Raw genomic sequence first — 10452 nt, 5'->3', positions numbered from 1 at the left:
CCGGGCGATCGACATCTGGATCTCGACCAGCTCCGCCAGCACGCACAGATCCGCCGCCCGTTCCTCCTGGGGATCGGGCGGGGCCTCCGTGGTCGAATCGGGCTTCGTCTTGCTCATGGAACATATCATGAACGAAGGCGTTTGCTAATACAACTGAACAATGTGTTTACAGCCGAATGAGGCCGGATCGGATCATCCCGAAGCGATCTCACCGAGCAGGTTCGGCATCATTCCGGGGGCGCTCAGACCCGCTCAAGCGGACGGTGCGGCCGCGGCGGCAGATCGACCCCGATCGGGTCGCCGGGGCGCACCGTGCCGCCGGCCAGGACGATGCCCATCACCCCGGCCTTGCGCACCAGGTTGCCGGCCTCGTCGCGGCCCAGCACCTGTTTCAGCAGGCCCTGCTGGAAGCCGTCGATCTGGCTGCAGGGGTTGCGCAGCCCGGTGATCTCGACCACGGCGTCAGGCCCGAGCCGCAGCTTCGCGCCGGTCGGCAGGCCGAGCAGGTCGATGCCGCGGGTGGTGACGTTCTCGCCCAGGTCGCCGGGCACCACGGTGAAGCCGGCGGCCGCCAGCTCGTCGTGCAGCTCGCCTTGGATCAGGTGGACCTGGCGCAGATTGGGCTGGGTCGGGTCGGCCTTGACCCGCGACCGGTGCTTCACCGTGACCCCGAGATGGGCGTCACCCTCGACCCCGAGCCCGGCCAGCAGCCGGATCGTCTCGACAACCGGCTTGCTGAAGCTGTGGGTCGGGCAGAGGCCGACCGCCGTGACCACCGCGGTCATGCCGACATCCCCTTCAACGGATAGCGGCCGGTAACGAGAAACGGGGACTGCCGGTCGGCCTGCTCGTAGACCGCGATCGCGTCGATCCGCAGCGGATCGATGCAGACCGGCGCGGTCCGCTCGGCCAGCAGGGCGCGGACCCGCTCGTGCTCGGCCTTGTCGGTCAGGCGGGCGGTGAGCGTCATGTGGAAGCGGAACTCGTCGAAGACATAGGGGTAGCCCCAGCGCTCGAGGTGGCGGTCCTGCGCCGGGGTCAGCGGCGACCGGCGCCGCTGCTCCAGCTCCGCCGCCGTCAGGGGGGCGCGGAACCGGTCGAAGGCCTCGACGCAGGCATCGGCCAAAGCGTGCACCTCCGGCGCCGCCGACGATGGCACCAGGGCCAGGAAGCCGCCGATCGAGGCCAGCGCCAGCGCCGGGCCCGCTGCCGGAGGCTGGGCGGCGGCGAAGGCCGCGGCCGCGGCATGCAGCGCCTCGCCGGACACGCCTTCGGCGAGCGGGAACGGCGCCTTCAGCGTGGCATGGAAGCCGTAGTGCCGGGCATCTTCGGTGATGGCGTGGAACCGGCCGGGGTCGAGGCCGTCGAGCCGCGGCTGCGGCCGCGACTCTCCTGTCTCCGGGTCGCGGCCGAGCAGCTCGGCGCCGAGCTCCGCAAGCGCAGACGCGGAAGGCGGTGCGAAATAGATCGCGTAGCGTCGGGTCATGTCGTCTCAGGCATCCCAGCTATCGGGCGGGCAATGCGTTGGTTCAACGGCTTGACCAGCTCAGGCCACCCGTTTGCCGGCGCGCCAGACGGCGCGGATGTGCGGGACGCCGTCGATCAGGCGGAAGCGGACCAGGTCGGCCCGCAACCCGGGTTCGATGCGGCCACGGTCGTCCAGCCCCGCCGCCCTGGCCGGGTTGGCGCTGACCAGCGCCACCGCCCCCGGCAGGCCGAGCCCGACCGGCGCCTCCGCCAGCAGGCAAACGGCGTGCAGCATGCTGATCGGCACGTAGTCGGAGGCGAGGATGTCGAGCAGCCCGGCGGCCGCCAGCTCCGCGGCGCCGACATTGCCGCTGTGCGAGCCGCCGCGGACCACGTTCGGCGCGCCCATCAGGATCGACAGACCGTGGCTGCGCGCCGCCTGGGCAGCGCCGGCCGTGGTCGGGAACTCCGAGATCGAGACGCCGAGCGACACCGCCTCGTCGACATGGGCCGAGGTCTCGTCGTCATGGCTGGCCAAGGCCAGGCCGTGGCCGGCGGCGAGCTCGGCGATGGCGAGGCGGTGCCGGTGGGCGTGCGCCTCCTGCGACTCCTGGCGCTGCTTCATCACCACGTCCAGCTCCGCCTCGTTGTAGCGGTGGCGGTTGGCCTGGCGCCATTTCTCGACCTGGGCGTATTGCCGCTGGCCGGGGGTGTGGTCCATGATCGAGAGCAGGCGCACCGCCGGATCGTCGATCAGCACCGACAGGTAGTCGAGCACATGCGGGTCGGCGACCTCGCAGCGCAGATGCAGGAAATGGTCGGCCCGCAGCATGTCCTGGCGGCGCGCCGCCTCCAGCCCGTCGACCATCGGCCGCAGCAGGTCGCCGCGCGGCACGCCCTTGTGCTCGCCCATCAGCGACAGGCTGTCGAACACGGTGGTGATGCCGGCGGTGGCCACCTGGGCGTCATGCGCCATCGCCGCCGAGACGTTGTTCCACATCACCCCCGGCCGCGGCGCCACGTGGCGCTCGAGATGGTCGGTGTGCAGGTCGATCATGCCGGGGATCAGATAGTCGCCATCGGCATCGTCGCCGACGATCGAGCCCCCCTCCTCCACCGCTGCGATGCGGCCGTCCTCGACCCGCAGGGTTCCGGTGACGACGGCCTCGGGGGTGACGATCCGGGCGTTCGAGAAGATCAGATCCGTGCTCATGCGGCCGCCTTGTAGAGCGTGACGTCGAAGATTCGGGTCGCCACCCGGTCGCGCACCGCCGTGTCGTGGAAGATCCCGACGATGGCGGCGCCGCGGGCCTTGGCCTCCTCGATCAGCTCGATGACCACGCGCCGGTTGTCGGCGTCGAGCGAGGCCGTCGGCTCGTCGAGCAGGAGGATGGGATACTCCATCGCGAAGCCATGCGCGAGGTTGACCCGCTGCTGCTCGCCGCCGGAGAAGGTGGCGGGCGGCAGGGACCACAGGCTCTCGGGCAGGTTCAGCCGGGCCAGCAGGGTGCGGGCGCGGCGCTCGGCCTGTGCCTCGGCGACGCCGGAGGCCAGCATCGGCTCCTTCACGATCTCCAGCGTCGGCACGCGCGGGATCACCCGCAGGAACTGGCTGACATAGCCGAGCGTCCGGCGGCGGATCTCGAGGATCCGGCGCGGCGTCGCCGCGGTGATGTCGACCGGCGCGCCTTCGTGCCGGATCAGCACCCGCCCTGCCGAAGCCAGGTAGTTGCCGTAGAGGGTGCGCATGAAGGTGCTCTTGCCCGCGCCGGACGCGCCGCCCAGCACGACGCATTCGCCGGCGGCCACGGTGAAGTCGACGCCGTCGAACACCGGCAGCCGCACGCCCCCTTGGTTGTGCAGCACGAAGGTCTTGGACAGGCCGGAGACCTCGATCATTGCCGGGTTGGGCATCGGACTCGTGTTCGGCATGGCTCAGACCTGCAGGACGGAGGAGACGAGGAGCTGGGTGTAGGGGTGCTGCGGGTCGTCCAGCACCTGGTCGGTCAGGCCGGTCTCCACCACCCGCCCATGCCGCATCACCATCAGGCGGTCGGCCAGCAGGCGGGCGACGGCGAGGTCGTGGGTGACCAGCACCACGGCGATGCCGAGGCGGCGCACCAGGCCGCGCAGCAGGTCGAGCAGCCGGGCCTGGACCGAGACGTCGAGGCCGCCGGTCGGCTCGTCCATGAACACCAGCCGCGGGTTGGTGACCAGGTTGCGGGCGATCTGCAGCCGCTGCTGCATGCCGCCCGAATAGGTCGCCGGCCGGTCGTCGATGCGGCCGAGGTCGAGTTCGACCTTTTCCATCCAGTCCTGCGCCTGGCCGCGGATCCGGCCGTAGTGCCGGGCGCCGACCGCCATCAGCCGCTCGCCGACATTGGCGCCGGCGCTGACATCCATGCGCAGTCCGTCGCGCGGGTTCTGGTGCACGAAGCCCCAGTCGGTGCGGGCCAGCATCCGCCGCTCCGGCTCCGACAGCGCATAGATGTCGGTCAGGCCGCGCACCCTGGTGTCGAAGGCGACCGTTCCGGCGCTCGGCGGCAGCCGGCCGGAGATGCAGTTGAGCAGCGTGGTCTTGCCCGAGCCGCTCTCGCCGACGATGCCCAGCACCTCGCCGGGCGACATCTCGAAGGCGACCTCGCGGCAGCCGGTGACGGTGTCGCCATACAGCTTGGTCAGGCCCTCGACCCGCAGCAGGATGTCGCCGCTCATGCCTCGGCTCCCTTGGGCTCATGCGCCTGCTCGACCGCGCGGTCATAGGCGGCCAGCGCCTCGCCGCTCAGCGCGCCGTAATGGCCGGCTTGGCGGCGGGTGCGGCAGTGATGGCTGTCCGAGCAGACGAACATGTGCCCGCCGGCATCGTCGAGCACGACCTCGTCGAGATAGCTGTCCTCGGCGCCGCAGAGGGCGCAGGGCTGATCCCAATGCTGGATGTCGAAGGGATGGTCCTCGAAGTCCAGGCTGACCACCCGGGTGTGGGGCGGGATGGCGTAGATCCGCTTCTCGCGTCCCGCCCCGAACAGCTGCAGCGCCGGATTCATGTGCATCTTCGGATTATCGAACTTCGGGATCGGCGAGGGCGCCATCAGATATCGGCCATGCACCATCACCGGATAGTCGTAGGTGGTGGCGATATGGCCGAAGCGGGCGATGTCCTCGTAGAGGCGGACATGCATCAGCCCGTAATCGGCATAGCCGTGCATCATCCGGGCCTCGGTCTCGCGCGGCTCCAGCCGCCGCAGCGGCTCCGGCTGCGGCACCTGGTAGACCAGGATCTGGCCCTCGGCCAGCGGCTGCTCCGGGATACGGTGGCGGGTCTGGATCACCGTGGCCGCGCCGGTGTCCTCGGTGGTCGCCACGCCGGCGACGCGGGCGAAGAAGCGGCGGATGTTGACGGCGTTGGTGGTGTCGTCGGCGCCCTGGTCGATCACCTTCAGCACGTCGTCCGGGCCGATGATGCTGGCGGTGACCTGGATGCCGCCCGTGCCCCAGCCATAGGGCACCGGCATCTCGCGGCCGCCGAACGGCACCTGGTAGCCGGGGATCGCCACCGCCTTCAGCAGCGCCCGGCGGATCATCCGCTTGGTCTGCTCGTCGAGATAGGCGAAGTTGTAGCCGGGATCGCGCCCGGTCACGGCTGTGCTCACGTCAGACATCGGCTCTCCCCCTCACCCGAAATCGCTGCGCGATTTCGACCTCTCCCCAGGGAGAGGTGAATCCGCGCCTGGTTCCCTTCCCCTCTCCCCGGGAAGAGGGAGGGGCCCAGCCCGCTTGGGCTGGGAGGGTGAGGGGGTGGACCCGCCCTGCCCTCTTCGTCACGATACCGGCGCTCATTCCGCCGCCTCCTTCCGGGTGTCGTCGGCTTCCCGGGCGCGCTGCTCGTGCTTCGCCCGCAGCCGGCGGACGAGTTCCAGCTCGGCCTGGAAGTCGACGTAATGCGGCAGCTTGAGATGCTGCACGAAGCCCGAAGCCTCGACATTGTCGCTGTGCGCCAGCACGAACTCCTCATCCTGGGCCGGGTAGCGCGCGGCCTCGCCCAGGTCGCGGCCGCGCAGCGCCCGGTCGACCAGCGACATCGCCATGACCTTGCGCTCGCAATGGCCGAAGGCCAGGCCGTAGCCGCGGGTGAATTGCGGCGGCGCCGACTTCGACCCGGCGAACTGGTTCACCATCTGGCACTCGGTGACGGTGACCTCGCCGATCTCGATGGCGAAGCCCAGCTCCTCCGGCACGATCTCGACCGCCACCTCGCCCAGCCGGATCTCGCCGGCGAAGGGGTGGTTGCCGCCATAGCCGCGCTGCACCGAATAGCCGAGCGCCAGCAGGAAGCCCTCGTCGCCCCGCGCCAGGTTCTGCAGCCGCTGGTCGCGGTCGGCCGGCAGGGTCAGCGGGTCGCGGGTCAGGTCGACCGGCTCATGCCCCTCGGGCGCTTCGGCCTCGCGCTCGATCAGCCCCTCGCGGTTGAGGATGTCGACCACCCGCGGCACCGGCCCGTCCGGCCCCGTCTCGCCCTCCGCCGCCACCGGCGGCTCGCCCGCGGCGGCCAGGGCGAAGTCGATCAGCCGGTGGGTGTAGTCGTAGGTCGGTCCCAGGATCTGGCCGCCCGGAATGTCCTTGTAGGTGGCGGAGATGCGGCGCCGCACCGTCATCCGGGCGGTGTCGACCGGCTCCGACACCGCGAAGCGCGGCAGCGTGGTGCGATAGGCGCGCAGCAGGAAGATCGCCTCGACCAGGTCGCCCTGCGCCTGCTTGATCGCCAGCGCCGCGAGGTCGCGGTCGTACAACGAGCCCTCGGCCATCACGCGGTCGACGGCCAGACCGAGCTGCTCGCGGATCTGGTCCGCGGCGATCTCGGGCACCGCCGGATCGCCGCGGCGGGTTTCCGCCACCAGCGCCTGGGCGTTCTCGATCGCGCGTTCGCCCCCCTTGACGGCGACATACATCGGATCAGCCCTCCCAGCGGGTGGTGCGCGGCAGGCCCAGCATCCGGTCGCCGCAGGTCAGCAGAAGGTCGACGCCGAGCGGATAGGCGGCGCTATTGGCCGCCCAGTCCTCGCGGAACCAGGCCGGCAGGCCGGCGATCCGGGCAGGCTCGGCGGTGGTGATGCCGGGGCCGGTGAAGCGGCCCGCTTCCGACCCGTCCAGCCCCGGCACCTCGACCACCAGCGTCGCCGAACGGTCGGGGTAGCGGTCCTCGCCCAGGGCCAGGCCGCCGAGGCGCGGCAGGGATGCGGCATCGGCGACGAGCAGGAAGGCGGCGGCGGCCGGGTCGGCGACCAGCGGCGCGCCGGTGTGGAAGCGCAGGAAGCTCTGCACCGCCGGGGTCGACAGGGCGGGGTCGAGCCAGACCGGCGTGTCGAAATCGACCAGGGTCAGCGCCGCCGCGCTCATGGCGCGGCCGAGCGGGGCCGGCGCCGCGACCGGTTCCGGGCAGGCGACCGGCTGGCCGGGCCGGGACATGGCGTCGAGCACGGCGCGGAACACCGACTGGCTGCCGAGCACCGGGTCGGCGAAGCCGGGCAGCAGCGCCGCCGAATCGAGGATCGCGGTCATCGCGGATTCTCCCCCCGCACCATGGTGAAGAAGTCGACGCGGGTGGCCGCGGCCTTGCGCCGGGCGGTCCCGCGCGCCTCTGCCTGGGCCTGCCGCAGCGGTGCGATCACCGCGGCCTCAACGGCGTCGCGCCGGTCGGTCTGCAGCAGGGCATCGGCGCGGGCCGCGATCTCGGCATGGCGGCGGTCGCGGCCGGCGACATAGGCGAAGCCCAGCACCTCGCTGCCGTCGAGGCGAACGGTGCAGCGCGTCACCGTCATCTCGCCGAGCGCGAAGGCCATGCCGTCGCCGCCGGCGCGGCCGCGCACCATCACCATGCCGGTCTCGGCCGGGCCCAGCGTGGTGAAGCCGGCCTGGTCGCCGAGATCCGACCACAGGCGTTGCAGCGTCGCCGGATCGGACTTGGCCAGCACGGCCATCCAGTCGCGGCGCTGTTCGGTTTTGTTGGTCATCGGCTGATCGACCTATTGCACATTCATCTAGTCATCCGTATGTTTAGATCATGAACGGGATTCGACGACGGCCGCAAGTCGGGAAGGATGAAATTTGCGTGACGGAGCTGGCATGAATTCGCACACCTCGCTCAGCCGCGGCGCCGGCGTCGCCCTTTGGCGCCAGATCAGCGAGGCGCTGGAGCGCGAGATCCGCGACGGCGTCCACCCGGCCGGCGCCCGGCTGCCGACCGAGGCGGAGCTGTCGGAGCGGTTCGGCGTCAACCGTCACACGGTGCGGCGGGCGATGGCCGAGCTGGAGGAGCGCGGCCTGATCGACGTCACCCAGGGGCGCGGCACCTTCGTCCATCTCGGCGCCATCGCCTATCTGATCGGCCGGCGCACCCGCTTCCACGAGAACATGCGGCGGGAGAACCGGACGGCGCGGCTGGAGCTGCTGGAATCGGCGACCGAGCAGGCCTCGGGCCCGATCGCGCGGGAGCTGGAGGTGCCGGCCGGGACGCCGGTCATCCGGCTGGACACTCGGTCGCATGCCGACGGGCTGCCGCTCAGCCTCGCCAGCCATTACTTCCCGGCGGCGCGGTTCCCGGGGCTGGTCGAAATCTTCCGCGAGACCGGCTCGGTGACGGCGAGCTTCGCCCGCTACGGCATCGCCGACTACACCCGCCGGCGCACCCGGGTCTCGGCCCGGCTGCCGGATGCGCGGGAGCAGCGGCTGCTCGAGATCACCCGCACCCGGCCGGTGATGGCGACCGAGGCGATCAATGTCGACGCCGAGGGCGCGGTGGTCGAATTCGGCCTGTCCAGCTTCGCCAGCGACCGCATCCAGCTGGTGTTCGAAGGGTAGAGACGGATCGAGGCCGGCTCTCGCGGCTGGGTTGTCAATCGAGGAGAGCCGGCCTGATCCCTGACCGGCGGATTCAGAAGCCGCCGAAGGTGCAGGCCCCGCGGTCGCCGAAACCTGCGGCGGCGCCGAGGAAGGCCAGGATCGCCGCGACGGCCACGATGGTTCGCAACCAGCTGCGGGTCGGCGGGCGGCGGATGGCCAGCACCAGCGCGCCGGCCAACAGCGCCAGGGTCGCCGGCCAGATGAAATAGCCGGCCGCGATCACCATCAGGACCGCCCAGCTCAACGGGTCGCCGGAGGTGCAACTCGCCAGCGTGAAGGCCAGGGCCGCCGCGAACAGCCAGGTCAGCAGGACCAGGATGTTGAGCAGGAACCGACCGAGGATGCGGATGATGGTGACGACGTCGGACATGGCCGCATCGTCACGTCTGATTGTGGCGGATCTGCGAAGCGGACCGATGCGGCCGAAACGGAAAACCGGGCGGGAGGCTGCCCTCCCGGCCCGGCTCTTCCATCCCGCGGAGCCATCGCTCCGAAAATCCCCGGCCGCCCTTGGGACGGACATGTGCGGCCGGGTCAGGTCCTGCGGGGCCGGCCTGAGAGCCGGCCCGAGAGCCTAGTTCGCGCTGGCCAGCCGGCCGCTGTGGCTGGCCGGCCGCTGCGGCTCGGCCGCCGCCAGGGCCGAGGCGTTGCGGGCATGGTGGCGCTGCAGCATCGGCCGCAGGATCGCCAGCGCCGAGAACGCCGCGATCAGGTCCATCGCCGCGACCGTGTACAGCACCGTCGACCAGGTGCCGGTCGCCTCCATCAGCAGGTTGCCGAACGGCACCAGCAGCGCGGCGACGCCCTTGGCGCAGTACAGCACGCCGTAGATCTTGCCGACATGCTTGGTGCCGAAGGTGTCGCCGGCGGTGGCGCTGAACAGCGAGTAGACCTCGCCCCAGGCCAGGAACACCACGCCCGACAGGATCAGGAACGCCCAGGGGTTGTGGCCGAAGGTGCCGAGCGCGACGATGCCGATGCCTTCCATGGTGAAGGCGATGAACATCGTCTTCTCGCGCCCGATATGGTCGGACACCCAGCCGAAGAAGGGCCGCGAGATGCCGTTCATGATGCGGTCCAGCATCAGGGCGAAGGGCAGCGCCGCCATGGTGAAGAAGAACAGGTTCACCGGCATGTCCTTGACGCCGAGATCCTGGGCGATGACGCCGAGCTGGGCGACCGCCATCAGGCCGCCGGTGACGGTGCAGATGAACATGAACAGCATGACGTAGAAGACCGGCGTCTGCAGCGCCTCGCCCAGCGTGTAGTCGCGCCGGGTCTGGGCGACCTTGGTCGAGTGCTTCACTTCCTCCTTGCCCGGGGAACGCAGGAACCAGGCGGCGGCGAAGATGATGCTGCCCTGGATCAGGCCGAACCAGAAGAAGGCGGTCTGATAGCCCGAGCCGGCGATGACGTTGGCGATCGGGATGATGGTCAGGGCCGAGCCGGCGCCGTAGCCGCCGGCGGTGAGGCCGACCGCCAGGCCGCGGCGGTCCGGGAACCATTTCAGCGCGGCGTTGACGCAGGTGGCGTAGACGCAGCCGACGCCGATGCCGCCGATCGCAGCGCCGACATAGAAGCCGGTCAGCGAGGTGGCGTAGGAATTGACGATCCAGGACAGGCCGGTCATGACGCCGCCCACCAGCACCAAAGCGCGGGGGCCGTATTTGTCGATGAAGTACCCCTCGATCGGGGTCAGCCAGGTCTGGACGATGACGAAGATGGTGAAGGCGGTCTGGATCGCGGCGCGGCTCCAGCCATAGGTCTCCTGGATCTCCGGAACGAACAGGGTCCAGGCATACTGGATGTTCGCGGCGGCGACCATGCAGACGATGCCGGCGATCAGCTGAATCCAGCGATTCGCCGGCGCTCTCCCCGTCCCGGCGCTCGCGTTGGAAATCGCACTCATGGCGATGGCTCTCCCAGTGTCTCGTTGCACTCGTTCGGCCGGTCGTTGACTGCCGGCGGTTCTTTGGCCTCCCGTGCTCTACCGCGGCGGTGCCTGCGGGATCGGGCCGGTCCTCCGGGGCCTCCGGAGAGCCGACCCTGCCTGATCCCGAGCCGTCGGGCAGAGCCTGCAAAGGCGTA

General features: G+C 70.5%; 12 protein-coding genes. 1 reads left to right on the top strand and 11 read right to left on the bottom strand.

Annotated elements, in window-relative coordinates:
• Positions 1-242 precede the first annotated feature (242 nt).
• The 9 genes from FFK22_RS23345 to phnG all read right to left on the bottom strand — a co-directional run bounded on the left by FFK22_RS23345 (position 243) and on the right by phnG (position 7475).
• Positions 243-785 (bottom strand): MOSC domain-containing protein, encoded by a 543-nt coding sequence (locus FFK22_RS23345; RefSeq protein ID WP_138890613.1) that lies wholly within the window; start codon positions 783-785, stop codon positions 243-245.
• On the bottom strand, positions 782-1486 hold the full coding sequence (locus FFK22_RS23340; RefSeq protein WP_138890612.1) for a DUF1045 domain-containing protein: 705 nt from the start codon (positions 1484-1486) through the stop codon (positions 782-784). The genes FFK22_RS23345 and FFK22_RS23340 overlap by 4 nt, the downstream gene beginning before the upstream one ends.
• A 60-nt stretch (positions 1487-1546) precedes the next feature.
• A complete protein-coding gene (locus FFK22_RS23335) occupies positions 1547-2680 on the bottom strand; it encodes an alpha-D-ribose 1-methylphosphonate 5-triphosphate diphosphatase (protein ID WP_138890611.1) in 1134 nt (377 codons plus the stop codon).
• Positions 2677-3399: a phosphonate C-P lyase system protein PhnL gene (gene phnL, locus FFK22_RS23330; RefSeq protein ID WP_221938793.1), complete on the bottom strand. Its 723-nt coding sequence runs from the start codon at positions 3397-3399 to the stop codon at positions 2677-2679. Before phnL ends, FFK22_RS23335 begins: the two co-directional genes overlap by 4 nt.
• A gap of 3 nt (positions 3400-3402) precedes the next feature.
• Complete coding sequence (gene phnK, locus FFK22_RS23325) at positions 3403-4182, bottom strand: phosphonate C-P lyase system protein PhnK (RefSeq protein WP_138890610.1); 780 nt, start codon at positions 4180-4182, stop codon at positions 3403-3405.
• Entirely contained in the window at positions 4179-5126 is a 948-nt protein-coding gene (locus FFK22_RS23320; RefSeq protein WP_138890609.1) for an alpha-D-ribose 1-methylphosphonate 5-phosphate C-P-lyase PhnJ, read from the bottom strand. The genes phnK and FFK22_RS23320 overlap by 4 nt, the downstream gene beginning before the upstream one ends.
• A 174-nt stretch (positions 5127-5300) precedes the next feature.
• Positions 5301-6413 (bottom strand): carbon-phosphorus lyase complex subunit PhnI, encoded by a 1113-nt coding sequence (locus tag FFK22_RS23315; protein ID WP_138890608.1) that lies wholly within the window; start codon positions 6411-6413, stop codon positions 5301-5303.
• 4 nt (positions 6414-6417) lie between these two features.
• Positions 6418-7023, bottom strand: coding sequence for a phosphonate C-P lyase system protein PhnH (gene phnH, locus FFK22_RS23310; protein WP_138890607.1), 606 nt, complete (start codon positions 7021-7023; stop codon positions 6418-6420).
• Positions 7020-7475, bottom strand: a complete 456-nt coding sequence (gene phnG / locus FFK22_RS23305; protein ID WP_138890606.1) for a phosphonate C-P lyase system protein PhnG — start codon at positions 7473-7475, stop codon at positions 7020-7022. Before phnG ends, phnH begins: the two co-directional genes overlap by 4 nt.
• Positions 7476-7587: 112 nt before the next feature.
• On the opposite strand from phnG, the gene phnF reads away from it, so the two are divergent.
• Positions 7588-8322 carry a phosphonate metabolism transcriptional regulator PhnF gene (phnF, locus tag FFK22_RS23300; protein ID WP_138890605.1) on the top strand — a complete coding sequence of 245 codons (735 nt, stop codon included), beginning with the start codon at positions 7588-7590 and terminating at the stop codon, positions 8320-8322.
• Between the two features lie 73 nt (positions 8323-8395).
• Here phnF and FFK22_RS23295 read toward each other — a convergent pair whose 3' ends face one another.
• Positions 8396-8734, bottom strand: a complete 339-nt coding sequence (locus FFK22_RS23295; RefSeq protein WP_138890604.1) for a hypothetical protein — start codon at positions 8732-8734, stop codon at positions 8396-8398.
• Between the two features lie 204 nt (positions 8735-8938).
• On the bottom strand, positions 8939-10273 hold the full coding sequence (gene oxlT, locus FFK22_RS23290) for an oxalate/formate MFS antiporter (protein WP_186002611.1): 1335 nt from the start codon (positions 10271-10273) through the stop codon (positions 8939-8941).
• Positions 10274-10452 lie beyond the last annotated feature (179 nt).

Origin of the sequence: Mycobacterium sp. KBS0706 (genome assembly GCF_005938675.2) — a bacterium.
Lineage (GTDB): Bacteria > Pseudomonadota > Alphaproteobacteria > DSM-16000 > Inquilinaceae > Inquilinus.
The sequence above is the reverse complement of the archived record's forward strand: the minus strand, read 5'-3'. Positions and strand labels throughout refer to the sequence as shown.

Coding starts and splice junctions, on each gene's coding strand:
- phnL (WP_221938793.1), bottom strand. CDS start 3,399: ATGCCGAACACGAGTCCGATGCCCAACCCGGCAATGATCGAGGTCTCC.
- FFK22_RS23345 (WP_138890613.1), bottom strand. CDS start 785: ATGACCGCGGTGGTCACGGCGGTCGGCCTCTGCCCGACCCACAGCTTC.
- phnH (WP_138890607.1), bottom strand. CDS start 7,023: ATGACCGCGATCCTCGATTCGGCGGCGCTGCTGCCCGGCTTCGCCGAC.
- FFK22_RS23320 (WP_138890609.1), bottom strand. CDS start 5,126: ATGTCTGACGTGAGCACAGCCGTGACCGGGCGCGATCCCGGCTACAAC.
- FFK22_RS23335 (WP_138890611.1), bottom strand. CDS start 2,680: ATGAGCACGGATCTGATCTTCTCGAACGCCCGGATCGTCACCCCCGAG.
- oxlT (WP_186002611.1), bottom strand. CDS start 10,273: ATGAGTGCGATTTCCAACGCGAGCGCCGGGACGGGGAGAGCGCCGGCG.
- phnF (WP_138890605.1), top strand. CDS start 7,588: ATGAATTCGCACACCTCGCTCAGCCGCGGCGCCGGCGTCGCCCTTTGG.
- FFK22_RS23315 (WP_138890608.1), bottom strand. CDS start 6,413: ATGTATGTCGCCGTCAAGGGGGGCGAACGCGCGATCGAGAACGCCCAG.
- phnG (WP_138890606.1), bottom strand. CDS start 7,475: ATGACCAACAAAACCGAACAGCGCCGCGACTGGATGGCCGTGCTGGCC.
- phnK (WP_138890610.1), bottom strand. CDS start 4,182: ATGAGCGGCGACATCCTGCTGCGGGTCGAGGGCCTGACCAAGCTGTAT.
- FFK22_RS23295 (WP_138890604.1), bottom strand. CDS start 8,734: ATGTCCGACGTCGTCACCATCATCCGCATCCTCGGTCGGTTCCTGCTC.
- FFK22_RS23340 (WP_138890612.1), bottom strand. CDS start 1,486: ATGACCCGACGCTACGCGATCTATTTCGCACCGCCTTCCGCGTCTGCG.